The 24,006-nt window shown below is 41.1% G+C and carries 21 protein-coding genes; 7 read left to right on the top strand and 14 right to left on the bottom strand.

The genetic code is table 11. The annotated features are described in order from the left end of the window. Nucleotides 1-6: 6 nt before the first annotated feature. Nucleotides 7-600, bottom strand: coding sequence for a Holliday junction branch migration protein RuvA (gene ruvA / locus ACTO1Y_RS06795; protein ID WP_441348745.1), 594 nt, complete (start codon nucleotides 598-600; stop codon nucleotides 7-9). Between the two features lie 120 nt (nucleotides 601-720). Next, nucleotides 721-2,670 (bottom strand): DNA mismatch repair endonuclease MutL, encoded by a 1,950-nt coding sequence (mutL, locus tag ACTO1Y_RS06790; RefSeq protein WP_441348744.1) that lies wholly within the window; start codon nucleotides 2,668-2,670, stop codon nucleotides 721-723. A 183-nt stretch (nucleotides 2,671-2,853) separates the two neighbouring features. On the opposite strand from mutL, the gene tyrS reads away from it, so the two are divergent. Together tyrS and ACTO1Y_RS06780 are read left to right on the top strand one after the other, a co-directional pair. Further along, nucleotides 2,854-4,110, top strand: coding sequence for a tyrosine--tRNA ligase (gene tyrS, locus ACTO1Y_RS06785; protein ID WP_441348743.1), 1,257 nt, complete (start codon nucleotides 2,854-2,856; stop codon nucleotides 4,108-4,110). Nucleotides 4,111-4,163: 53 nt separating this feature from the next. Then, nucleotides 4,164-5,012 (top strand): putative RNA methyltransferase, encoded by an 849-nt coding sequence (locus ACTO1Y_RS06780; protein ID WP_441348742.1) that lies wholly within the window; start codon nucleotides 4,164-4,166, stop codon nucleotides 5,010-5,012. A gap of 64 nt (nucleotides 5,013-5,076) precedes the next feature. On the opposite strand, the gene glgP is transcribed toward ACTO1Y_RS06780, so the two are convergent. Further along, nucleotides 5,077-7,335, bottom strand: coding sequence for a glycogen/starch/alpha-glucan family phosphorylase (glgP, locus tag ACTO1Y_RS06775; RefSeq protein WP_441348741.1), 2,259 nt, complete (start codon nucleotides 7,333-7,335; stop codon nucleotides 5,077-5,079). Between the two features lie 22 nt (nucleotides 7,336-7,357). Beyond that, nucleotides 7,358-8,875, bottom strand: a complete 1,518-nt coding sequence (gene malQ, locus ACTO1Y_RS06770; RefSeq protein WP_006149656.1) for a 4-alpha-glucanotransferase — start codon at nucleotides 8,873-8,875, stop codon at nucleotides 7,358-7,360. A 419-nt stretch (nucleotides 8,876-9,294) separates the two neighbouring features. On the opposite strand from malQ, the gene ACTO1Y_RS06765 reads away from it, so the two are divergent. The 5 genes from ACTO1Y_RS06765 to ACTO1Y_RS06745 all read left to right on the top strand — a co-directional run bounded on the left by ACTO1Y_RS06765 (nucleotide 9,295) and on the right by ACTO1Y_RS06745 (nucleotide 14,822). Beyond that, on the top strand, nucleotides 9,295-10,563 hold the full coding sequence (locus ACTO1Y_RS06765) for an extracellular solute-binding protein (protein WP_006149580.1): 1,269 nt from the start codon (nucleotides 9,295-9,297) through the stop codon (nucleotides 10,561-10,563). Between the two features lie 122 nt (nucleotides 10,564-10,685). Then, nucleotides 10,686-11,975: an ABC transporter permease subunit gene (locus ACTO1Y_RS06760; protein WP_441348740.1), complete on the top strand. Its 1,290-nt coding sequence runs from the start codon at nucleotides 10,686-10,688 to the stop codon at nucleotides 11,973-11,975. Nucleotide 11,976: 1 nt separating this feature from the next. Then, nucleotides 11,977-12,819, top strand: a complete 843-nt coding sequence (locus ACTO1Y_RS06755) for a sugar ABC transporter permease (protein WP_006149616.1) — start codon at nucleotides 11,977-11,979, stop codon at nucleotides 12,817-12,819. A 206-nt stretch (nucleotides 12,820-13,025) separates the two neighbouring features. After that, nucleotides 13,026-13,826, top strand: coding sequence for a DUF1189 domain-containing protein (locus ACTO1Y_RS06750; RefSeq protein ID WP_441348739.1), 801 nt, complete (start codon nucleotides 13,026-13,028; stop codon nucleotides 13,824-13,826). A gap of 9 nt (nucleotides 13,827-13,835) precedes the next feature. Continuing rightward, nucleotides 13,836-14,822 (top strand): LacI family DNA-binding transcriptional regulator, encoded by a 987-nt coding sequence (locus tag ACTO1Y_RS06745; protein ID WP_441348738.1) that lies wholly within the window; start codon nucleotides 13,836-13,838, stop codon nucleotides 14,820-14,822. Nucleotides 14,823-14,932: 110 nt separating this feature from the next. Here ACTO1Y_RS06745 and ACTO1Y_RS06740 read toward each other — a convergent pair whose 3' ends face one another. The 10 genes from ACTO1Y_RS06740 to ACTO1Y_RS06695 all read right to left on the bottom strand — a co-directional run. Continuing rightward, a complete protein-coding gene (locus ACTO1Y_RS06740) occupies nucleotides 14,933-15,874 on the bottom strand; it encodes a YitT family protein (protein WP_178894439.1) in 942 nt (313 codons plus the stop codon). Further along, nucleotides 15,852-17,615, bottom strand: a complete 1,764-nt coding sequence (gene aspS / locus ACTO1Y_RS06735; protein WP_441348737.1) for an aspartate--tRNA ligase — start codon at nucleotides 17,613-17,615, stop codon at nucleotides 15,852-15,854. The genes ACTO1Y_RS06740 and aspS overlap by 23 nt, the downstream gene beginning before the upstream one ends. A 138-nt stretch (nucleotides 17,616-17,753) precedes the next feature. Beyond that, on the bottom strand, nucleotides 17,754-17,969 hold the full coding sequence (locus tag ACTO1Y_RS06730; protein WP_441348736.1) for a hypothetical protein: 216 nt from the start codon (nucleotides 17,967-17,969) through the stop codon (nucleotides 17,754-17,756). Nucleotides 17,970-17,987: 18 nt separating this feature from the next. Continuing rightward, on the bottom strand, nucleotides 17,988-18,629 hold the full coding sequence (locus ACTO1Y_RS06725) for a CPBP family intramembrane glutamic endopeptidase (protein WP_441348735.1): 642 nt from the start codon (nucleotides 18,627-18,629) through the stop codon (nucleotides 17,988-17,990). Between the two features lie 9 nt (nucleotides 18,630-18,638). Next, nucleotides 18,639-19,340 carry a DUF3169 family protein gene (locus ACTO1Y_RS06720; RefSeq protein WP_441348734.1) on the bottom strand — a complete coding sequence of 234 codons (702 nt, stop codon included), beginning with the start codon at nucleotides 19,338-19,340 and terminating at the stop codon, nucleotides 18,639-18,641. Between the two features lie 14 nt (nucleotides 19,341-19,354). Continuing rightward, entirely contained in the window at nucleotides 19,355-19,705 is a 351-nt protein-coding gene (locus ACTO1Y_RS06715) for a PspC domain-containing protein (protein WP_441348733.1), read from the bottom strand. After that, the gene (locus tag ACTO1Y_RS06710) at nucleotides 19,702-19,905 is read right to left on the bottom strand and encodes a hypothetical protein (protein ID WP_006154979.1); all 204 of its coding nucleotides are present in this window, start codon (nucleotides 19,903-19,905) and stop codon (nucleotides 19,702-19,704) included. Before ACTO1Y_RS06710 ends, ACTO1Y_RS06715 begins: the two co-directional genes overlap by 4 nt. Next, a complete protein-coding gene (locus ACTO1Y_RS06705) occupies nucleotides 19,905-20,108 on the bottom strand; it encodes a helix-turn-helix transcriptional regulator (RefSeq protein WP_000916944.1) in 204 nt (67 codons plus the stop codon). The genes ACTO1Y_RS06710 and ACTO1Y_RS06705 overlap by 1 nt, the downstream gene beginning before the upstream one ends. A gap of 169 nt (nucleotides 20,109-20,277) precedes the next feature. After that, nucleotides 20,278-23,241 carry a glycosyltransferase PgfM1 gene (pgfM1, locus tag ACTO1Y_RS06700; RefSeq protein WP_441348732.1) on the bottom strand — a complete coding sequence of 988 codons (2,964 nt, stop codon included), beginning with the start codon at nucleotides 23,239-23,241 and terminating at the stop codon, nucleotides 20,278-20,280. Between the two features lie 210 nt (nucleotides 23,242-23,451). Beyond that, nucleotides 23,452-24,006, bottom strand: a 555-nt coding sequence (locus ACTO1Y_RS06695; RefSeq protein WP_441348731.1) for an LPXTG cell wall anchor domain-containing protein, incomplete at its 5' end; no start/stop codon positions are given.

Genomic DNA, 24,006 nt, shown 5'->3' with positions numbered 1-24,006 from the left:
CTTCTCCTATTTCACCAACATCTTAAGGGCAGATTTGATGTAGTTTTCAGCAGTATCTGAAGTTCCTTCAAAGAATTTCTTGATTTTCTTGAGCTCAGTCGCCTTGTAGCCCAGTGCCAACATGGCTTCCATAGCTTCCTCCAATTCTTGATTGTCACTGGTAGATGGAGCTGCAGTCTTAGCAGGAAGATCATCTCCGTCCACAACCACCTTACCTTCTAAGTCCAGTACCATCTGTTGGGCTGTTTTCTTACCGATTTTAGGAAATTTGGTCAAGTAGGTAATGTTCTTGGTCTCGATGGCTTGAACGAGGCCTGCATTGTCATCTGCTGCAATGATAGCCAAAGCTGATACAGGACCAATGCCCGACACCGAAATCAAGCTGAGAAAGAGTTTTTTCTCGTCTTCTGAACGGAAACCATAAAGGAGATGAGCGTCTTCGCGAACAACTTGATGCACATAGATTTGCGCTTCCTGATTGACTTGTCCCGAGTAAGCATAGGGATTTGCTACGTGTAGGATATAGCCGATTCCGTTTGCTTCTAGAACGATGTATTTAGCAGTAATTTTGGTAATGATACCTTTTAGATATTCGTACATAATTTTCCCTTCAATTTATACTCAATGAAAATCAAAGAGTAAACTAGGAAGCTAACCGTAGGCATAACTTAAGTTAGACAAGGTAAGGCTGACGCAGTTTAAAGAGATTTTCGAAGAGTATTAGTATTTTCCTAGTTCTCGTAGACTCGTGTGATTTTCCTGAATGCGACGGAACATCTTTTCCATATCTGACTTGGTAAAATGCACCAAAACAGGACGTCCGTGCGGACAGTTGTATGGGTTGTCACATTTAGAGAGCTGATAGAGGAGCTGTCTAGCAGAGTGGTCATCGATACGATGATTGGCTTTGATAGACCGCTTGCAGGACATCATAATGGCCAACTCTGCTCGGTATTTCTTGATTGAAACTTCCTTGGTCAAAAGGAGCATGTCGCACATCTCATAGATCCCAGATTCGATTTCCTCTTCTGCCATCCAAATAGGATGTTCCCTTAGGATAAATTGGTTCTCCCCGTACTCTGCTAGAAAGACGCCGACTTCCTCTAAGAGAGGCATTCTTTCCTTGAGACGAAGGACATCATCTGCTGGAAATTCAAAGATGTAGGGCACTAGGAGCTGCTGCTGGCTCTGGTCAACATTGCCAATGCTTTCGCGGTACTCCTCGTACTTAACCCGCTCCTGGGCCGCATGCTGATCTATGATGTAAAGCCCATCTCGACCTTGGGCAAAGAGATAGGTGCCGTGCATCTGACCGAAAAATTCCAACTCTGGGAAACTCGAAGACTCTTCTCGTTCCAGCTTGTCATAAGCCTTATCCAAACTAGCTAGATCTAACTCTGGATGGTCCAATTGATCATAGCTGACAGGCTTTCTCTCTGCAAAATGCAGTTTAGCTGGTTTAGTCAGCTGATCCAAGGTTTCCTTAGCAAAGAGGTTCAAATCCTGCTTCTCTTCTGTCAAGTTTACCTGATGGTCTGCTACCTCAGCTTGAGTCGGTCTTGTCGGTTCATTTTTTTCATAGTAGAGCGTATTTTCTCTCAGTGGTAAAGTCGTTTGCTCTACTTTTTCACGATTGCGAACGGTAGATTTGGCAAGATTTTCCAAGGCATCTGGAATCAAGGTCTGTTCCTTGAGACTTTTTGCGATAGCTTCTGAGACCAGCGCCATCAGCTCTCTTTCCTTGGAAATTCGTACCTCTTGCTTGGTTGGATGCACATTGACATCTGCTAGATAAGGATCGATATGAATGTGAATAACGGCCAGCGGAAAACGCCCCACCATGAGCTTGCTCCCGTAACCATCTAAAATAGCACGATTGAGCAAGAAGTTTTTGATATAACGACCATTGATAAAAAGACTGATATAATTGCGATTAGCCCGCGTCAATTCAGGCAATGAGACAAAGCCTGAAATTTCAAAATCTAGGTCAAAATTCTCAATTTCAACCATCTTTTTGGCACTAGCCAAACCATAAATGCCCGCAATGGCTTGGCGCAGTTGACCAGTTCCAGCTGTCCGTGTCATTTCCTTGCCATCGCTAATCAGGCTAAAGGAAATCTCAGGATAGGCCAAGCCTAGACGGTTAACGATATCGATGATATGAGATAACTCTGCCTGCTGGCTCTTCATATACTTGAGACGGGCTGGTGTGTTGAAAAAGAGATCCTCCACACAAACCTTAGTCCCTACAGGGCTTGTCGCTGGGATGATTTCTTCAACTTCTCCCCCACGAGCAACTAACTTGGTTCCGTGACTTGCGCCATCCACCGCTGTCAAAAGAGTCAGTACACTCACAGATGCGATAGAGGGCAGGGCTTCACCACGAAAACCGAGGGTCCGAATCCGAAAGAGATCCGCTTGATTCTTAATCTTACTGGTCGCATGACGGCGGAGAGCCAACTCGACTTCATCGTGGGCAATCCCATGACCATTATCGGTGATTTGGATTTTCTTAAGACCAGCTTCTTCAATCTCAACGATAATCTGGCTTGAGCCAGCGTCGATAGCATTTTCAACCAACTCTTTAACTACACTGGCAGGACGTTCGATCACTTCTCCTGCTGCGATTTGATTGGCCAAGACTTCTGGCAATTCAATAATATGAGACATCTTTCAGCCCCTTTCTCAACGATTTTTATCTATTTCTCTGAAAATAAGCTAGTGCTATTATACCATATTTCACTCGTTTCCAAAAAAGTACAAGCAGCAACTTTCTCCCCTAAGATACTAGGCTATTTCCTGACTTTGTGGTACAATAGGTAGAAACAATATTTTAAAAAGGAGAAAAGACACATGCACATTTTTGATGAGCTAAAAGAGCGTGGTTTGATTTTTCAAACGACTGATGAAGAAGCTTTGCGTAAAGCCCTAGAAGAAGGTCAAGTTTCTTATTATACTGGCTACGATCCAACTGCTGACAGCCTTCACCTAGGCCACCTTGTCGCAATCTTGACAAGTCGTCGTTTGCAGTTAGCAGGTCACAAACCTTATGCGCTCGTTGGCGGTGCTACAGGTCTCATCGGAGATCCGTCCTTCAAAGATGCTGAACGTAGTCTCCAAACAAAAGACACAGTAGATGGCTGGGTCAAGTCTATCCAAGGACAACTTTCTCGCTTTCTTGATTTTGAAAATGGTGAAAATAAAGCTGTCATGGTCAACAACTACGACTGGTTTGGCAGCATCAGCTTCATTGACTTCCTCCGAGATATCGGAAAATACTTCACTGTCAACTACATGATGAGCAAGGAGTCTGTGAAGAAACGTATTGAAACAGGGATTTCTTACACTGAGTTTGCCTACCAAATCATGCAAGGTTATGACTTCTTCGTTCTTAACCAAGAGCACAATGTAACCCTTCAAATCGGTGGTTCTGACCAGTGGGGAAATATGACAGCTGGTACCGAATTGCTTCGTCGTAAGGCTGACAAGACTGGTCATGTCATCACTGTTCCACTCATCACAGACGCAACTGGTAAGAAATTTGGTAAATCAGAAGGAAACGCCGTCTGGCTCAATCCTGAAAAGACTTCTCCATACGAAATGTACCAATTCTGGATGAATGTCATGGACGCTGACGCTGTTCGCTTCTTGAAGATCTTTTCTTTCTTGTCACTTGACGAGATTGAAGACATCCGTAAACAATTTGAAGCGGCGCCACACGAACGTTTGGCTCAAAAAGTCCTAGCTCGTGAAGTCGTAACACTTGTCCACGGTGAAGAAGCCTACAAAGAAGCTCTCAACATCACTGAGCAACTCTTTGCCGGAAATATCAAAAACCTTTCTGTCAAAGAACTCAAACAAGGACTTCGTGGTGTGCCAAACTACCAAGTGCAAGCAGACGAAAACCACAATATCGTAGAATTGCTCGTATCTTCTGGTGTGGTTAACTCAAAACGCCAAGCCCGCGAAGATGTTCAAAATGGAGCTATCTACGTCAACGGTGATCGTATCCAAGACCTTGACTATGTCTTGAGCGATGCAGATAAGTTAGAGAATGAACTTACTGTAATCCGCCGTGGTAAGAAAAAATACTTCGTTCTAACATACTAAAAAACAAACTGGATGCATTTGCCATCCAGTTCTTTTTTTGCTAGACTAAAACTATGAATACAAACCTCAAACCCAAACTCCAGCGTTTTGCATCTGCTAGTGCCTTTGCCTGCCCTATCTGCCAAGAAAATCTGACCTTGGCCGAGAGCAGTCTCAAGTGCGATAATCGCCATTCTTTTGACCTGGCTAAATTTGGCTATGTCAATCTAGCACCCCAAATCAAGCAATCCGCCAACTACGACAAGGAGAACTTCCAAAACCGCCAGCAAATCCTAGAAGCTGGCTTTTATCAGGCTGTTTTAGAAGGCATCTCGGACTCACTAGCGACTAAACCATCCGCAAAAACAGTCTTGGATATCGGTTGTGGTGAAGGTTTCTACTCTCGTAAACTCCAAGAAGTGCACCCTGAAAAAACCTTTTACGCCTTTGACATTTCAAAAGACTCAGTCCAAATCGCTGCCAAAAGTGAATCCAACTGGGCAGTCAACTGGTTTGTTGGCGACCTAGCTCACCTTCCTATAAAAGACGCCAGCATGGATATTCTTATTGATATCTTCTCTCCTGCCAACTACGGAGAATTTCGCCGTGTCTTATCAAAGGACGGTATCTTAATCAAGGTTATTCCTACTGAAAACCATCTCAAGGAAATCCGCCAAATGGTACAGGAACAACTAACAAAGAAGGACTATTCCAACCAAGATATCAAGGAACATTTCCAGGAACATTTCAGCATCCAATCTAGTCAAATCGCTTCCCTGACCAAGCCCATTACAGCAGAACAACGCCAAGCCTTACTCAGCATGACTCCCCTGCTCTTCCACGTTGACCAGAGCAAGATTGACTGGAGTCAATTGACAGAAATTACTATCGAAGCAGAGATTCTTGTTGGAAAAGTACTGTGAATGAACCTAAAAACAAAAAACGCATCTTTTTAGATGCGTTTTTTATAATCTAATGCAAAGAATCTTAGTTCAAGTGCCAGATATCTTCGTTGTACTGAGCGATTGTACGGTCAGATGAGAAGAATCCTGCTTTAGCAATGTTGACGATGACTTTATCCAACCATACGTCACGGTCTTCGTAGTCAGCAAGCATTTGCTCTTTAACCTTGATGTAGTCTTCCAAGTCAAGAAGAGTCATAAACCAGTCTTTGTTGATCAATTCGTTGTAAAGACGTTCCAAGCGTTCTTTCTTACCAACCGCAAGAACAGCGTCGCTGACGATGAAGTCAACCAATGGTTTGATAGCTTCACGTGCGTAGAATTCGCTTGATTTGTATGCTGCTTTCGCGTAAAGGTCGATAACAGTTTCTGAATCTTCACCGAAGATGTAGATGTTTTCGTCGCCAACCAACTCAGCGATTTCCACGTTAGCACCATCCATAGTACCAAGAGTCAAAGCTCCGTTCAACATGAATTTCATGTTACCAGTACCTGAAGCTTCTTTAGAAGCAAGTGAGATTTGTTCTGAGATATCACATGCTGGGATCAAGAAGCTTGCTGCAGTAACGTTGTAGTTTTCAACCATAACCACTTGTAAGTGTGGTGCTACTGCTGGATCGTTGGCAATCACTTCTGACAAGCAAAGGATCAAGTGGATGATGTCTTGAGCGATAGTGTAGGCAGGAGCTGCTTTACCACCAAAGAATACTGTGATTGGACGAGCAGGGATGTTACCAGCCTTGATGTCCAAGTATTTGTGGATGACATACAAAGCGTTCATTTGTTGGCGTTTGTACTCGTGAAGACGTTTGATTTGGATATCAAAGATAGAGTTTGTATTGATTTCCACACCTTGGTGCTCTTTCAAGTGACGAGCCAATTTACGTTTATTGTGAGCTTTGATGCTTTCCAATTTTTCTTTGACAGCAGCCTTGTCTTCGTATGAAAGAAGGTCTTCCAATTTAGAAGCTTCATGGTGCCATTCGCGTCCAAGAATCTCATCCAAGTAGTGAGACAATCTTGGGTTGGCATGCATGAGCCAACGACGGAAAGTAATACCGTTTGTTTTGTTGTTGAATTTTTCTGGGTAAATGTCGTAGAAAGCTTTCAACTCTGAGTTCTTCAAGATTTCAGTGTGAAGAGCCGCAACCCCGTTAACACTGTATCCGTAGTGGATATCCATGTGAGCCATATGAACACGTCCGCTCTCATCGATGATTTGAACTGCTGGATCTTTGTATTCTGCTTTAACACGGCGATCCAATTCTTCGATAATTGGTACCAAGTGAGGAACCACTTCTTCCAAGAATTCAAGAGGCCATTTTTCAAGGGCTTCAGCAAGGATTGTGTGGTTTGTGTAGGCAGTCATGCTACGAACGATAGAAATTGCTTCATCAAGTTCGATACCACGTTCAGTCAAAAGACGGATCAATTCAGGAATCACCATTGATGGGTGAGTATCGTTGATTTGTACAACTGCGTAGTCAGCAAGGTCATGCAAATTGCTTCCTTTTTCGATTGCTTCATCGATGATCAATTGTGCACCGTTTGAAACCATGAAGTATTGTTGGAAGATACGGAGCAATTCACCTTGTTTATCGCTATCGTCTGGGTAAAGGAAAAGAGTCAAGTTGCGAGCGATATCTGTCTTGTCAAAGTTGATACCATCTTTGATGATTGAAGAATCAACTGAATCCAAGTCAAACAAACGCAAACGGTTTTTGGTAGCTGTTTTGTAACCAGGTACATCGATATCGTAAAGAGTAGAAGTCAATGTGAAGTGTGCAAATGGTACTTGGTAGCTACGGCTTGAGCGAACCAACCAGTTTTGGTCAGTCAACCAAGCGTTAGGAATTGTTTCTTGTTGGTTGTTTTTAAGAACTTGTTGGAAAAGACCAAAGTGGTAGTTCAAACCAACACCGTCACCGTTCAAACCAAGTGTAGCGATTGAGTCGATAAAGCAGGCTGCCAAACGCCCCAAACCACCGTTACCAAGTGATGGTTCCAATTCTACTTCTTCGATTTCGATCAACTCTTTACCTGCGTCAGCAAGTTCTTTCTTAACATCGTCATAAAGACCAAGGTTAATCAAGTTGTTTGACAAGAGTTTACCGATCAAGAACTCAGCTGAGATATAGTAAACTTTTTTCTTACCAGTGTTGACTGGTTTTTGGCTGCTAGCAAGTTTGCTGTAGTTAAGAAGAGCAAGGTAAAGCTCTTCGTTGCTACATTCTGCGATAGATTTATTGTAACGATTATGTACAAATTCTTTTAATGGTAACATTTTTATGTCTCCTGATATTGTCTTATTTCTTTAATTCTACCAAATTTTCATTAATTCGGCGATAAATTGTAGTCAAGTCAAGCAAAGTTTCTTCGACAGCAGGAGTCAATTGATCCTCTGTCATACGCCATGACCAGTTTCCACCAAGAGTAGATGGGAAGTTCATACGAGCTGAACCATCCAACTCTAGCAAATCTTGCATAGTAGCGATAGTCATAAAGCTTACTGATGAAAAGGCTGTACGAAGCATAGCATGTACTACTGTTTCGTATTCCTTGCGGTTTGTATAGCGTGCCATGTACTCACGTGTTGGATCGTCAATCTCATCACGGTACCAACCAAGAACAGTGTTGTTATCGTGTGTTCCTGTATACATAACTGAGTTTGCTGGTGCCAAGTGTGGGCTGTCGATACTTTCATGTTCTGGGTTGAAGGCAAATTGAAGGACTTTCATTCCTGGGAAGCCAGTGCGCTCACGAAGCTCGATAACTTCATCAGTCATGAATCCAAGGTCTTCTGCGATGATGTTCAAGTCACCAAGCTCTTCTTTAACAGCTGCAAAGAGTTTGTAGTCAGGTCCTTTCACCCATTTACCAGGTGCCGCTGTTTTAGAACCAGCAGGGATTTCCCAGTAAGACTCAAATCCACGGAAGTGGTCGATACGAACGATATCGTAGATTTTAAAGCTTTCACGCAAGCGTTCAATCCACCATTTATAGCCATCTTTGTCCATTGCTTCCCAGTCATAGATTGGGTTCCCCCAAAGTTGACCGTCTGCAGAAAACTCATCTGGTGGGCATCCTGCAATGTGTGTTGCTTTTCCGTTTTCATCTGTTTTAAAGAGATGCGGATTAGCCCACATATCGCTTGAGTCCTCAGCCACATAGATAGGCATGTCTCCAACGATTTCGATGTGGTTGTCATTAGCGTATGCCTTTAATTTCAACCATTGTTGGAAGAAAAGGTATTGGGTTACGCGGTGGTAAACAAGCTTGTCAGCTAATTTCTCACGGTAACTTTCAAGAGTTGAAGCTTTGCGAGCACGAGCATCTGCATCTGGCCATTCTGTCCAAGCAAGGTTGTCAAAATGCTCTTTGATCGCCATATACTCTGCAAAGAGTTCAAGCCATGATTGATTTTCTTGCGCAAATTTTTCGAAGTCTTTGACATTTCCAACTTCAAGGAAACGTTTGACAGCTTTCTCTAAAAGCGGACGACGTGCATAGTAGATTTTAGCGTAGTCTACTTCTTTTGGGTTGCTACCAAAGTCCACACCTTCAAGATCACTTGCTTCCAACAAACCTTGCTCTACCAAAATATCAAGGTCGATAAAATGTGTGTTGCCAGCAAAGGCTGAGAATGATTGGTAAGGAGAATCCCCATAGCTAGTTGTTCCCAAAGGAAGGATTTGCCAGTAGCGTTGCTTCGTGCGAACCAAGAAGTCAACGAAATCATAGGCGCTTTGACCAAATGATCCGATTCCGTATGCTCCTGGAAGTGATGAGATGTGCATCAACACACCGCTTTGACGTTTTTTCATATTAGCACCTCAAGTGTTTATATTGTTAATTACTTCAATTTTTGCGCAAACGTTTGCGCTAATTAAAGTATAACCCATTTCCAAAAGAAATGCAAGCGTTTTTAAAAAACTTTTTTTGGATTTATTCATATTATTAAAAACAAAATTTACTATATCATCTTCTCTGCCCTTGATAATTTTTTTAAAAAAAATGAGCAATCGTTTCCATTCATTCCATTTCCGAACATTTTTCCTTGATTATTTATCTTTTCTTCCTATTATAGGGACCGTTTTCTGTTTTTCTTAACTTTAAGCTTTTTAAAAAATTTTTATAAAAAACGCTTGCAACCGTTTTCTGTTTGTGCTATACTATGGTCATAAGGGAAAACGTTTGCGTTTCCTCGAAATTAAAATTTGTTATTCTTTAGGAGGAATACACTATGTCAACTAAATTCATGAAGAGCGCTGCCGTACTTGGTACTGCTACTCTTGCTAGCTTGCTTTTGGTAGCTTGCGGAAGCAAAACTGCTGATAAAGCTGCTGATTCTTCTACATCAGGAAGTCAAGAAATCACTTTCTACGTTGAAGATCAATATAAAGCCTTCGCTGAATCAGCTGCAAAAGCTTACGAAAAAGAAGCTGGTGTAAAAGTTACTATTAAAACTGGTGACCAATTAGGTGGACTCGACAACCTTTCACTTGATAACCAATCAGGTAAAGCTGCTGACGTTATGATGGCTCCATACGACCGTGTAGGTAGCCTTGGTACTGACGGACAACTTTCAGAAGTAACTTTGAGCGACGGTGCTAAAACAGATGACACTACTAAATCTCTTGTAACTGTTGGTGGAAAAGTTTACGGTGCTCCAGCTGTTATCGAGTCACTTGTTATGTACTACAACAAAGACTTGATTAAAGAAGCTCCAAAAACATTTGCTGACTTAGAAAACCTTGCTAAAGATAGCAAATACGCTTTTGCTGGTGAAGAAGGAAAAACTACTGCTTTCCTAGCTGACTGGACTAACTTCTACTATGCATACGGACTTCTTGCAGGTAACGGTGCTTACGTATTTGGTGACAACGGTAAAAATCCTAAAGATATCGGTCTTGCTAACGATGGTGCTATAGCAGGTATCGAATACGCTAAGACTTGGTACGACAAATGGCCTAAAGGTATGCAAGATACTGAAGGTGCTGGAAACTTGATCCAAACTCAATTCCAAGAAGGTAAAACAGCTGCAATCATCGACGGTCCTTGGAAAGCTCAAGCATTCAAAGACGCTAAAGTAAACTACGGTGTTGCAACTATCCCAACTCTTCCAAACGGCAAAAACTATGCAGCCTTTGGTGGTGGTAAAGCTTGGATTATCCCATCAAGCACTAAGAACCTTGAAGGCGCTCAAAAATTTGTAGACTTCCTTGTTTCAACTGACCAACAAAAAGCATTCTACGATGCTACTAACGAAATCCCAGCGAACACTGAAGCTCGTGCTTACGCTGAAGGTAAAAACGATGAGTTGACTACAGCTGTTATCAAACAGTTCCAAAACGCTCAACCAATGCCAAACATCTCTCAAATGTCAACAGTTTGGGACCCAGCTAAAACAATGCTCTTTGACGCTGTAAGCGGTAAGAAAGATGCTAAAACAGCTGCTAATGATGCTGTAACATTGATCAAAGAAACAATCCAACAAAAATTTGGTAACTAATTGATTGCTTCAAGGGGGATTATTTAAAGATCCCCCTTAATTTTTAGATATTTTGACAATGTTTCGGCAGCCTTGCTGATTATCATCGAGCCCAGAGCTCGTATCTTATGAAAGGAGCACTCATGGAACAACAACCAAAAAAAGCAGCCTTGCTTTCATTGATTCCTGGGTTGGGACAAATCTACAACAAACAAAAAGCTAAAGGTTTTATCTTCCTTGCTGTAACAGTAGCTTTCGTCCTCTATTTTATAGTACTTGCAGCACCTGAATTGAGCAACTTAATCACTCTTGGTGAGAAACCTGGTCGTGATAACTCTCTCTTCATGTTGATTCGTGGTGCATTCCACTCTATTTTTGTAATTGTTTACCTAGCCTTTTATATTTTCAATATTAAAGACGCTCATACGATTGCAAAACGTATTAATAATGGCATTCCTGTCCCATTGACATTGAAGGATATGATTAAAGGAATCTATGAAAATGGGTTCCCATACTTACTCATCATCCCATCTTATGTTGCCATGACATTTGCTATCATCTTCCCAGTTATTGTAACCTTGATGATTGCCTTTACCAACTATGATTTCCAACATTTACCACCAAATAAATTGTTGGATTGGGTTGGATTGACTAATTTCACAAACATCTGGAGCTTGAGTACTTTCCGTTCAGCCTTCGGTTCTGTTCTTTCTTGGACTATTATCTGGGCTTTATCTGCATCTACTTTGCAAATCGTACTCGGTATCTTTACAGCTATTATTGCTAACCAACCATTCATCAAAGGGAAACGTATCTTTGGTGTTATCTTCCTTCTTCCTTGGGCTGTTCCAGCCTTCATCACTATCTTGACATTCTCAAACATGTTTAACGATAGTGTCGGGGCTATCAACACCCAAGTATTGCCTATCTTTGCTAAGTTTCTTCCTTTCTTAGATAGCGTTCTTATTCCTTGGAAGACAAACCCAACTTGGACTAAAATTGCCTTGATTATGATGCAAGGTTGGCTTGGATTCCCTTATATCTATGTCTTGACTCTCGGTATCCTTCAGTCTATTCCAAATGACTTGTATGAAGCAGCTTATATCGATGGTGCAAACGCTTGGCAAAAATTCCGCAACATTACTTTCCCAATGATTTTGGCTGTTGCGGCACCTACTTTGATCAGCCAATACACCTTCAACTTCAACAACTTCTCTATCATGTACCTCTTCAATGGTGGGGGTCCTGGTAGTGTCGGTGGTGGAGCTGGTTCAACCGACATCTTGATCTCATGGATCTACCGTTTGACAACTGGTACAGCTCCTCAATACTCTATGGCAGCTGCCGTTACCTTGATTATTTCAATCATTGTCATCTCTATTTCTATGATTGCATTCAAGAAACTACACGCATTTGATATGGAGGATGTCTAAGATGAATAACTCAATCAAACTCAAACGTAGACTGACTCAAACCCTCACTTACCTCTACTTGATTGGACTTTCAATCGTCATTATCTATCCGCTTTTAATCACGATTATGTCAGCCTTCAAGGCTGGTAACGTAGTGGCCTTTAAACTCGACAGCAATGTCAACTTTAGTCTTGATAACTTCAAAGGACTCTTTACAGAAACCTTGTACGGTACATGGTACCTTAATACTTTGATCATTGCTTTAATCACAATGGTCGTTCAGACAAGTATTATCGTACTTGCTGGTTATGCCTACAGCCGTTACAACTTCTTGGCTCGTAAGCAAAGTTTGGTCTTCTTCTTGATTATCCAAATGGTACCTACAATGGCCGCTTTGACTGCCTTCTTCGTTATGGCACTCATGTTGAACGCCCTTAACCATAGCTGGTTCCTCATCTTCCTCTATGTCGGTGGTGGTATCCCTATGAACGCTTGGTTGATGAAAGGTTACTTTGACACCGTACCAATGTCTCTTGATGAGTCTGCAAAACTTGATGGTGCAGGACACTTCCGCCGCTTCTGGCAAATCGTTCTCCCTCTTGTTCGCCCAATGGTTGCTGTACAAGCACTCTGGGCCTTCATGGGACCTTTCGGAGACTATATCCTCTCTAGTTTCTTGCTTCGTGAAAAAGAATACTTTACAGTTGCCGTTGGTCTACAAACCTTCGTCAGCAATGCGAAGAACTTGAAGATCGCCTACTTCTCAGCAGGTGCTATCCTCATTGCTCTTCCAATCTGTACACTCTTCTTCTTCTTGCAAAAGAACTTCGTTTCAGGACTTACAAGCGGTGGCGACAAGGGGTAATATACCCTCGCCACCCTTTTTCTTTTTGAACTTGTAACTAGATTGTCTGATGAGAAATCGAGCTTATCGAGAAAGCCTTCTTGTTTGTTTGTGAACAGATGTTAACAAACATTCACTTTTACCAAGGATTCTACTATCCCCGCTTGAAATAAAACCCATTTCTCTATATAATACTCGTATAGAAAAATGCCTATAGAAAGAGATTTATGTTACCATATCCGTTTTCTTATTTTAATAGTATTTGGGGATTCCGTAAGCCCCTCTCTCATCGTTTTGGTCTAAACTGGTTTCAACTGATTTTTACCAGTATATTCTTGATTAGCTTGTCTATGGTTCCTATTGCCATCCAGAATAGCTCTCAAGAGACTTATCCCTTAGAAACTTTTATCGATGATGTCTACGCTCCTTTGACGGACGAAGTCGTTCAGGATCTAGCTAAGAATGCTCAGATTGTAGATGGTAAACTAAGCTATACGGGCTCAACTCCTCATCAAGCCTCTGTTCAAATTGGAGATACTTCTAGTTCAAGTTTCCCTGAGGAATTGCTCCTTAGCTTTGAACCCGAGAATCTCGTCATCAGTAAGCAAGGAAAAGAACTAACCAGCATTCGCTATCACGCTATCACGACTGAAAGTTTTCAAAACAAGGAGAGCTTGACTCAGGCCAGTTCTAAAGACTGGTATCAACAGAACCGTGTCTATATCAGCCTCTTCCTGGTCTTAGGTGCTAGTTTCCTCTTTGGACTTAATTTTTTCATTGTAGCTTTAGGTGCGAGCCTTTTGCTCTACTTCACGAAAAAATCTCGTCTCTTCTCATTTAAGACCTATAAAGAGTGCTATCATTTTATTTTGAACTGTTTAGGATTACCAACTTTAATTACCCTGATTCTAGGTCTTTTGGGACAGAATATGGCAACTTTGATCACTGTTCAAAACATTTTATTTGTTCTATACCTGGTCACTATCTTTTATAAGACTCATTATCGTGATCCAGACTACCAAAAGTAGGAGATTATTATGCCTGTTACGATTAAAGACGTGGCCAAGGCTGCAGGAGTTTCACCTTCAACCGTAACCCGTGTTATTCAAAACAAATCAACGATTAGTGACGAAACCAAAAAACGAGTTCGAAAGGTAATGAAAGAACTCAATTATCATCCTAACCTTAATGCTCGAAGTCTTGTTAACAGTTACTCACAAGTTATTGGTTTGGTTCTTCCAGATGATTCAGACGTTTTCTACCAAAACCCTTTCTTCCCTTCTGTTCTTAGAGGGATTGCACAGGTTGCCTCAGAGAATCACTATGCCATTCAGATTGCGACCGGCAAGGATGAAAAAGAGCGTTTAAATGCCATTTCACAAATGGTCTACGGAAAACGTGTAGATGGGCTTATCTTCTTGTATGCTCAAGAAAATGATCCCTTGGTGCAATTAGTTGTCGATGAGCAATTCCCCTTCCTCATTCTTGGAAAATCGCATTCCCCTTTTATATCGCTTGTTGATAATGATAACATCCAAGCCGGATTTGATGCGACCGAATATTTCATCAAAAAAGGATGCAGTCGAATTGCCTTTATCGGTGGTACCAAGAAGCTCTTCGTTACCCAGGACCGTCTGACAGGTTACGAGCAAGCACTTCAAGAACACGATCTACCTCTTGATAGTCAACGTACCTTCTTTGCAGACGAGTTTCTAGAAGAAAAGGGCTATAACTTTAGTAAACAACTCTTTAAACACGACCCTCAGACCGATGCTATTATCACAATAGACAGTCTCTTAGCTGAAGGTGTATGTAACTATCTCAACGAACACCAGCTTGATGTTCCAGTCCTCAGCTTTGACTCAGTAAATCCAAGATTGAATCTGGCTGCCTATGTTGATATCAATAGTCTTGCTCTTGGTAGAACTTCATTTGAAACCATTCTTCAAATCATTAATGATGTCAAAGAAAATCGTCAAATCTGCTATCGTCAGGTGATCGCACACGAAATCGTCGAAAAATAAAACCCAACTCTCTTTTTGAACTGCACCCCAAAAGTTAGACAGAAAAAATCTAACTTTTGGGGTGCAGTACATTTTCGAGTTGGGTTTTTGTATTCTATTTATCTGAACAACTAGTTTTCAACTTCGACAAATCGGCCTAAAATATGTACATTCTCAGATACAGAAACAAAGGCTGTTGGATCAACTTGTTTCATAATCTGTTTAAAATCATTGAACTCTGCACGAGTGATAACCGTAATCAAAACTGCCTTACGTTCGTGGTTATAGGTTCCTTCAGCATCGTGAATCATGGTCGCACCACGGTGTAATTTATTGTGAATTTTCTCAATCACAGCATCTGGATTACTAGTAACAATCATAGCCTGCATGCGTTTTTGTTTGGTGAAAACTGCATCTGTCACACGACTTGAGACAAAGATGGTAATCATGGAATAAAGGGCATATTTCCAACCAAAGGTCAAGCCTGCAATCAGCATGATTGTCCCGTTCACTAGGAAGGAGATGCTTCCGACGTTTCGTCCTGTCTTCTTACGAATGGTAAGACTGACAATATCCGTTCCACCACTGGAAATGTTATGGCGTAAAGCAAAGCCGATACCAAGTCCCATGACTACCCCACCAAAGAGAGCATTGATGATGGGATCCTCTGTCAAGACCACCACTGGCACAAATTGGATAAAGAGCGAGCTCATGGATACCGTGATAAAGGTAAATATCGTGAACTTATGCCCAATCTGGCGCCAAGCTAAAATCATGAGTGGTATATTGATACAATAGAAAGCTACAGAAATTGGAATATGGAAATTAAACCAGTAGTTACTAAGGCTTGAGATAATCTGAGCTAAACCTGTTGCTCCACTTGAATAAACGTGTCCTGGTTGGAAGAAGAAATTGACGGCTACTGCTGATAGAAAACCATATACCAGAGAAGCTGAAATTTTTTCATCGTATTTTTCTCGGGAGATACTTTGCAAAACACGTAAAATCTTCACCCGATAAGCAAAGCGGCGCAGATAATGATACCACTTTTTAGTTAGTTTCGTTTGTTTCATCTTGTTCTACTTGTAGATTAAGTTCCTCTAATTGTTTAAGAGCTACTGTTGATGGTGCTTGCGTCATTGGGTCAGTTGCTTTGTTGTTCTTAGGAAAGGCAATCACTTCACGGATATTTTCTTCGCCTGCTAAGAGCATTACAAAGCGGTCAAGTCCGATAGCCAAGCCACCGTGTGGTGGGAATCCATAGTCCATAGCTTCCAAAAGGAAACCAAACTGGTCATTTGCTTCTTCTGTTGAGAATCCAAGGGCCTTGAACATACGTTCTTGAAGTTCTTTTTGGTTGATACGAAGGCTACCGCCACCAAGTTCATAACCGTTCAAGACGATGTCGTAGGCAATAGCACGAACCTTAGCCAAATCACCTTCAAGCTCATGAGTAGTATCTGCTTGAGGAAGAGTAAATGGATGGTGGGCGCTCATATAACGACCTTCTTCTTCAGACCATTCAAACATTGGCCAGTCAACTACCCAGAGGAAGTTAAATTTGTCGTTATCAATCAAGCCTAGTTCCTTGGCAATACGTCCACGAAGGGCACCAAGTGTTGCATTAGCTACTTCAAGCGTATCTGCTACAAAGAGAACCAAGTCCTTATCTTCAAGACTAAGTGCTCTTGTCAAATCTTCCTGAATACCAGTCAAGAATTTAGCAACTGGACCGTTTAATTCACCGTCAACAACCTTGACCCAAGCAAGACCTTTAGCCCCATACTGCTTGGCTACTTCTGTCATCTTGTCGATGTCTTTACGGGAGTAGTTATCTGCTGCGCCTTTGACGACAATGGCTTTGACGGCAGGTGCTTCTGAAAAGACTTTGAAATCAACACCCTTGACAACTTCTGTCAAGTCTTGAAGCAACATCTCAAAACGAGTATCAGGTTTGTCAGAACCATAAAGAGCCATGGCATCATTGTACTTCATACGAGGGAATGGCAGTGTCACTTCGATGCCTTTTGTTTCCTTCATCACGCGCGCAATCAAGCCTTCTGTAATATCTTGGATTTCTTGTTCAGTAAGGAAAGAAGTTTCCAAGTCGACCTGAGTAAACTCTGGTTGGCGGTCTCCACGCAAGTCTTCATCACGGAAACATTTAACAATTTGGTAGTAACGGTCAAATCCAGCATTCATCAACAACTGTTTTGTAATTTGTGGACTCTGAGGAAGGGCATAGAAATGCCCTTTATTGACACGAGATGGCACTAAATAGTCACGCGCCCCTTCTGGTGTTGACTTAGAAAGGAATGGTGTTTCCACATCGATAAATTCCAACTCATCCAAGTAGTTGCGGATAGAGTGAGTCACCTTGGCACGAAGTTTAAGGTTTTCCAGCATCTCTGGACGACGAAGGTCAAGGTAACGGTAACGTAAACGCGTATCATCGTTTGCTTCAATGCCATCCTTGATTTCAAATGGTGTTGTTTTGGCGGTATTAAGCACAGTAAGAGCCGTTACATCCAGTTCAACCGCTCCAGTCGCCAACTTGTCATTTGCTTGCTCACGTGTAGCAACTTGTCCAGTTACCTCGATGACAAATTCACTACGAAGGCTTTCAGCTGTTGCCATCACTTCTGCTGATACTTTTTCTGGGTTGATGACCAACTGCATGATTCCTTCACGGTCACGAAGGTCGATAAAAATCAAACCACCAAGGTCACGACGACGGGCAACCCAGCCTTTCAAAGTAATTTCTTGTCCGATGTGCTCCTCACGAACACGACCAGCATACATACTACGTTTCATGTTTTCTCTCCTCTTTTATTCTGTTACTATTTTACCATAAAAGCGCAGGCTCTTCATGAAAATCATCAGAAAAGTTGAGAAGAATCCTGCTATAAATGAAAAAATCCAGCAAAGTTATTCGCTGGATTTAGGTTTTCTTTATTTTTTACGCTTTTCCGCAATCTCTGCCGCCTTTTTAGGGAGAACAATCTCCGTTGCATAGGCTGTCGCAAATCGCATAATCCCTGCAATTGGTGCAAAGATAACTGCTAGATAGTTATAAAAGAAATCCCCTTTTAAAGCATAGGCAAACGCTCCAATGATAAAGAAAAGAACAACTGCCTGAATCACTGCTAATAATATCACTCGTTTCATGACTTCCTCCTGAGTCTATTATAGCATGAGAATCATTAAAAATCCGATTAAATTATTTAAAGCATGTAAAGCAATGCTGTAAGCCAGTCCACCCTTGCTGATATAAGCCAACCCCAAGCTCAAACCGAGGGAACCATACACTAGGAATTGTTGTGGAGTTCCAGGGAAATGAACGAGGGCAAAGATGATGCTTGTTACTAGTAGAAAGAGAGCTGTCTGCTTGATGTTATCCTGTTGAGGGAAGACATAACGAGCTAGCATACCTCTAAAAGTTAACTCTTCTGTCAGGGGCGCAAAGACAACTATCATGAAGAAAGCGAAGAGAGGTTGATTATGAGTCAATTCTTCTGCCGTCTGTTGATTGACTGATGGATCATTTGGCAAAAAGAATTGGGCAACAATGACAAGGGCCCATACCAAGGCAGGCAACCAGATGTATTTGTTAAGACCTGTTTTTTCAATCGTAACGGTTCCTGTCTTATACCACTTGTAGGTAACAAAGGTGAAAATTCCTGCTAATAAGACATATGCCGGAACAAAAACGTAGTCAGGTGCTCCCAACTTCATCGCCGCCACACCTACACCCTGAATAAAACTATAAATCATAATAAATGATAAGAAAGTAAGGCTATACCAGCCGATATTTTTAAGTGTTTTCATAATATTCTCCTATTTGAAATAACGTTTTGTTTTGCGCAACTGTGCAACATTTGTATACAAATGGATGACAACTGCCACCAGCAGAGCAACCAACTGCACTTGTCCCAATACTAGAGATAGTACGACTAAGACAACATAGATACCAGGAATGAGGAGCTGATTGACCTTGAATAAGATCAAGTAAGCTTCTTCCATCTCAGCCTGCTTTTCTCCCTCATCATAAGTATCCAGGTATTCCAAAACTTCCTTTGGAGTCGCCATAACAGAAAGTTTATAGTTACGGATCTTGCTAGTGATTTTGAGACAGTAAGCACCCGACCAGATACCTACAACCATCAAAAGTAAGGATGCTGCTGATGGGCCTAAACCTCCCAAATCTATCAGTAGGCAGGCTAGCATACTAATTTGGCAAACATTCCAAGCTACCGTACCATAATCCAAGAAACGATACATAGCAAGGTAGTCTTGCTCATTTCCTTCGTCCTCTTCCTCTCTTTGGTAGTTCTGGTAAGCCTGATGACTTTTTCTAGTGAAATAAAATGTTAGGATTGCCGTAATCAGCCCTAGACCAAGAAAAATTGAGTACGAGGCAATGATTACTTGCTCTTGACTGATACCTAAAGGATTAAGACCAAGGAAACCAGCAAATATTCCTAATAAAACACTTGCAATAATAATCTTCAGTGCAAAAATAATATGTTTCTTTTCCATCTTTTAACCTCTTTCTAAAACAGGCCAGACAACCATTGACCAAAGGCTTTACCTGATTCAAAAACAGCTGTCAATCCCTCTGCTCCAAGTGATACCAAAAGCAAACAAACAACAAGTAAGAGAACCGCTTGGTTTCTTGCTTTCTTCGCTCCATCTCCCAAGGGTTCATTGCCAAGCCAACCTGCTAGATAAGCATAGGCTGTAACTGTTATAATCCCAATCTCCGTCGAAGAGAGGAACAAGAAGACTGTCACCAAACGAACAATGTTGGCTTGAATGTTAAAATAATTTCCTAAGCCTGCACAAACACCTGCAAGTGCTTTGTTCTCAGTATCTACTTGAAAACCTGCTAAAAACTCTTTCATAACTTTTCTCCTTTTAGGATCTCTTTAAACTTTATTTTTTTCTCTACCCATCTAAAGACTAATAGTAAAACTATGTTAATCCAGAAGAGGTATTTACTTTCAACAATTGTAAACCAACCAAATAGGCTTCCAATCATAGCCAAAAGATTTACGATAAACACAACTATAGATAGATAATAAATCACTTTATACTTGTTCATCACTCATCCTCCTCTAAGCGAAAGACCGACTCGACCGGCTCATGGAATATCTGAGCAATCTTCAGGGCAATGACGATGGATGGGGTGTACTCATCCCGTTCTAGCAAACTGATGGTCTGCCTGGACACGCCAGCTAGTTTGGCCAGCTCGGTTTGATTCAGACCATCGCGAGCCCGAAGCTCTTTTAGACGATTTTTTAGCATGCCTTTTTTCTCCTTTGTTCTTTATCTTGATTTCATTGTAACACATCTTTTTATTTTTGACAAGTATATTTGTCAAAAAGTTTAAGATTTTTGTCATTTTGTAAAAGAAAAAGGTCAGGAATGGTATCCTGACCGTATTTTTTATAGTTGATAAAAGATTGCTTATTGCTTAGTCAGCTGATGGAGCGTCTTGACTTTCTTTCAGCTGGTTTTTATCATCCTTTTTGTAATCTCTTCTGATGATATACAAAGTTGATAGACTGATGAGAGTCAGTAGAGCTCCTGTAATCCTTCCTTTTTGAGAGAAAACAAATTCTACCTTATGTTGTCCGGAAGTAATCGGGAAGGAAATAAAACTGTTCCAAGCTTTTGTCACAGGAACATACTTACCGTCAACTTTCACTTTCCAACCTTCACTATAAGGGATGGAAGTCATCATATATTTACTGTCGTCCGTGATATTCACTGAACCGACGATATAAGTATTTGAGAATTTCTCAACTTGTAGGCCTTGTGCCTTCCGTTTTTCTAAAGCACTTTGAATTTGACTGATCTCTGCACGATAAACACCTGCGTTTGAAAGGTCAACTTTATCAGTTTTAAAACGGAACTCAAGTACAGATTCTTGATCAACTGCATTATCTGCGATTTGCCAGAGTTGACGTTGCGTGTTTCTCTTAGAATGAGTAAACCACTTGCCATTTAAGAGGACTGAGTAATCTTTTTCTGAATTTAGACTTGCAGGCACAAAGAAGTAATAAGTCAAGTCTGTTCGAGGAGTAATTCGGTAACGAACCACTGCATCTTTAGAAGAGTCCACACGCTTGTAGACTGCAGTTCCCTTTTCTTTGTCAACATTTTCCTCTGTAAGATTTTCTGTCTCAACATCTCCGTAGGCTAGAGGTTTGAAGTAGTCGAGGTAGTTTTCCTCGCCTTTTTTCACACCTTCCATGGAGTTGAGGATGATGTTTTGATTTTGAATAGCGTTATTCTTACCAAAGTTGATATTTCTTACCAAATCATTTGTTCCATAGGCTAATGGGAAAGAATTTGGATTTTCGTACACAATATAGCGCTCATCTTCATAGACCTTACTCGTGAAATAACGGCGCATGTCAAAACGGCTGGCAAAACGAGTGAAATACATTCTCTCAGGATGAGCTTCTTTCTCAGCAGGTTCCAGATCCTTGATATCCATATAATAGCGAACCCCGTATAAGGCATCTGTCAGAGGAGTTCCATTTTCGTATTCAATTGCTTCATCGCCCGCTTGATCCCCCATATAGGCAAAGTGATTCATAGTGGACCTCTCCAAATTTGAACTAAAAGTACTCAAACCTGGATAACCTATCAGAGATGGAGTTGTTCGAGAATAGGCAAAGGTCGTTGCAATTCTATAGAAAGGCTGATCTGCGTTTTCTTGGATTTTATCCGTCACACGTTTAACCGAAAGCGTTCCGTCCACAAATTCATCAACATTTGCATAACTAAAGGTCACTTGTGATAGATAGGCATTGTATCCTAGCTCAAATACTGTCAGAGTTGATAACAAGATAACAGCTAAGCGAATCATTCCTGGACGTAGCAAGGCCAGTACAGCTAAGTAAATGAGTAGAGTTAAGACTACACGAGAAAAGAGATAACCTGTTTGTAATAATAACAGCAATACCACTACAGATCCAGCCGCAATCACCAATACCCTTTTCTTTTCTTTCTGGGACTTGGCAGAGCGTTCCCAGTATAGATAAAATCCTGTAGCTGTAGCTGATACAACCAGTATCACAATAGCAATAAAATGGCTATTGATAAATAGAGTTAGAGCCTCAGGTTGTTTTTTTGGTAGATAGGTAAAGTCTTTAGTATAGAGGTAGATTGCCGATAAGACTAGGGCTACAACTGATAGCAATTTCTCTCGGCGAGAGATTTTAAATTTCTCTTTTAATGCTTGATAGGCTAGAAGTAGCATGAAGAAAGAGAATAACCATGAGAAGCGGAAGAAGAATCCGGCAGGGTTTTGTCCCATATGCCAAATCTTACTCACAAATTCATTGACAAAGGAAGTAAAGAAAATGAGAGTAACCACTCCCGCAGCCCATCTTCTTTCTTTGACTATCTTTCTTGATGTAAAGTACAATATAAAGCCGATAAACCCGAGAGCTCCAATATAGATATTTGGCAGGTTTGGTCCAGCTGCCCAACCTGATTGCTCATCAAAGCCCCCGATAGTTAGTTTGGATAGAATGTCTAAGGGGTTAATCTGAAAGGCCATGGAAAATGTCATGGCTCCTCCTGCTTGTCCCTTACTCTCAAGAAGATTATAAAATACTGGTACGATCAATATCGAAGCTGTTGCAACTCCAATGACGGAGAAGGCAAATGTTTTTACCAAAGGACTCAAGAAGTGTTTTAGTTTTTGTTTCAGAGTTCCCTGGATAGAGAGACGTGGCGAAACATAATAGCAAGAGTATAGGACGATAAAAATCGAAATCATATACCCCATATAGAATTGAAGGAATACCGTTAAGCCTAGTACAAAGGCATATGGATAAGCCGCTTTGCCATCTAATAACTGCTCTAAATATAGGATGACGAGGGGAAGCATAAACATAGCATCATAAAAGATAACATTCATCTGGTAGGATACCAACATACCAGACAGGGCATAAGCTGTCGCAAACAAGGGAACCATCCATCGTTTTGACTCTGCACCCTTATAACGTTTAATTAAGAGATGAGCAAAGGAAAGTCCAAAAGCTCCATATCTAAGCCAGATTGTTAGAAAAACAGATAATCCTATATATTTTAAAGGCAGAAGAACATAAATAAAATTGAAAGGGCTCATCAAATAATAACCCAACTCACCAATCATATCTCCACCTATAGATTTAGTAAAGGAATATGTCAGACTACTTAAATCACCAGATAGAATGGCATTCTTTAGCAATCCATAAAAACTAATGTACTGTTGATCAAAGACAACGGTCATTAAACTTTTATTTCCAAAAGGATAACTCCCCATGAAAAACCATACCACCAGCATGATGGTCATCGGTAGCAAGGCACTACTGACATAAAGGACACCCTTCGGATATTTTTCCTTTAATTTCTGCCATTGTGTCAACCAATTTTCCATTATTGATTTCTCCTCTATGTTTTTAACCAACTTCTGTTTGCTGTTTGCTATCGGCTACGTTAGCTAGTATTGTAATGTTGGCTTTGTGACTTCGTGATAAGTGGGGTTTCCCCTTGAAAAGGGAAGGATAGGTATCTACTACTCCATCATTTTAACATTTAAAAAAGAAGAGAGCAATGCTCTCTCCTCTCTAAAGTAATTTATCTAATGTTATTTAGAAAATTTACGTTTCATAACTACAGTACCTGACAAGATTACCACACCTGCCAATACAAGTACTAGGCTTGTAGCTTCACCAGTAAATGGAAGAGTTGGTCCTTCTTCTGTTGTTGTTGAACGACCTGGTTCTGGAGTTGTAGTTGTTCTACCAGCACCATCTCCATCTCCGTTTCCTGGACGACCTGGTTCTTCAGTAGTAGTGGTTGTTGTAGTTGTTGTTGTAGTGCTACCGTCACCTCTACCATGTGGGTTATGATATTCTGTCGTTGTAGTAGTTTCTGTTGTTGTAGGAGCTTCTGTTGTTGTAGGAGCTTCTGTTGTTGTAGGAGCTTCTGTTGTTGTAGGAGCTTCTGTTGTTGTAGGAGCTTCTGTTGTTGTAGGAGCTTCTGTTGTTGTAGGAGCCTCAGTTGTTGTTGGAGCTTCTGTTGTTGTAGGAGCTTCTGTTGTTGTAGGAGCTTCTGTTGTTGTAGGAGCTTCTGTTGTTGTAGGAGCTTCTGTTGTTGTAGGAGCTTCTGTTGTTGTAGGAGCTTCTGTTGTTGTAGGAGC

It is taken from the genome of Streptococcus sp. V728, assembly GCF_052077995.1.
Lineage (GTDB): Bacteria > Bacillota > Bacilli > Lactobacillales > Streptococcaceae > Streptococcus > Streptococcus infantis_B.
Note: the sequence above shows the minus strand (reverse complement) of the source record. Positions and strands in the feature narration are given on the sequence as shown.

Excerpts from the sequence above, each read along its gene's own strand:
- ruvA (WP_441348745.1), bottom strand. The coding sequence starts at position 600 with ATGTACGAATATCTAAAAGGTATCATTACCAAAATTACTGCTAAATAC.
- mutL (WP_441348744.1), bottom strand. The coding sequence starts at position 2,670 with ATGTCTCATATTATTGAATTGCCAGAAGTCTTGGCCAATCAAATCGCA.
- tyrS (WP_441348743.1), top strand. The coding sequence starts at position 2,854 with ATGCACATTTTTGATGAGCTAAAAGAGCGTGGTTTGATTTTTCAAACG.
- ACTO1Y_RS06780 (WP_441348742.1), top strand. The coding sequence starts at position 4,164 with ATGAATACAAACCTCAAACCCAAACTCCAGCGTTTTGCATCTGCTAGT.
- glgP (WP_441348741.1), bottom strand. The coding sequence starts at position 7,335 with ATGTTACCATTAAAAGAATTTGTACATAATCGTTACAATAAATCTATC.
- malQ (WP_006149656.1), bottom strand. The coding sequence starts at position 8,875 with ATGAAAAAACGTCAAAGCGGTGTGTTGATGCACATCTCATCACTTCCA.
- ACTO1Y_RS06765 (WP_006149580.1), top strand. The coding sequence starts at position 9,295 with ATGTCAACTAAATTCATGAAGAGCGCTGCCGTACTTGGTACTGCTACT.
- ACTO1Y_RS06760 (WP_441348740.1), top strand. The coding sequence starts at position 10,686 with ATGGAACAACAACCAAAAAAAGCAGCCTTGCTTTCATTGATTCCTGGG.
- ACTO1Y_RS06755 (WP_006149616.1), top strand. The coding sequence starts at position 11,977 with ATGAATAACTCAATCAAACTCAAACGTAGACTGACTCAAACCCTCACT.
- ACTO1Y_RS06750 (WP_441348739.1), top strand. The coding sequence starts at position 13,026 with ATGTTACCATATCCGTTTTCTTATTTTAATAGTATTTGGGGATTCCGT.
- ACTO1Y_RS06745 (WP_441348738.1), top strand. The coding sequence starts at position 13,836 with ATGCCTGTTACGATTAAAGACGTGGCCAAGGCTGCAGGAGTTTCACCT.
- ACTO1Y_RS06740 (WP_178894439.1), bottom strand. The coding sequence starts at position 15,874 with ATGAAACAAACGAAACTAACTAAAAAGTGGTATCATTATCTGCGCCGC.
- aspS (WP_441348737.1), bottom strand. The coding sequence starts at position 17,615 with ATGAAACGTAGTATGTATGCTGGTCGTGTTCGTGAGGAGCACATCGGA.
- ACTO1Y_RS06730 (WP_441348736.1), bottom strand. The coding sequence starts at position 17,969 with ATGAAACGAGTGATATTATTAGCAGTGATTCAGGCAGTTGTTCTTTTC.
- ACTO1Y_RS06725 (WP_441348735.1), bottom strand. The coding sequence starts at position 18,629 with ATGAAAACACTTAAAAATATCGGCTGGTATAGCCTTACTTTCTTATCA.
- ACTO1Y_RS06720 (WP_441348734.1), bottom strand. The coding sequence starts at position 19,340 with ATGGAAAAGAAACATATTATTTTTGCACTGAAGATTATTATTGCAAGT.
- ACTO1Y_RS06715 (WP_441348733.1), bottom strand. The coding sequence starts at position 19,705 with ATGAAAGAGTTTTTAGCAGGTTTTCAAGTAGATACTGAGAACAAAGCA.
- ACTO1Y_RS06710 (WP_006154979.1), bottom strand. The coding sequence starts at position 19,905 with ATGAACAAGTATAAAGTGATTTATTATCTATCTATAGTTGTGTTTATC.
- ACTO1Y_RS06705 (WP_000916944.1), bottom strand. The coding sequence starts at position 20,108 with ATGCTAAAAAATCGTCTAAAAGAGCTTCGGGCTCGCGATGGTCTGAAT.
- pgfM1 (WP_441348732.1), bottom strand. The coding sequence starts at position 23,241 with ATGGAAAATTGGTTGACACAATGGCAGAAATTAAAGGAAAAATATCCG.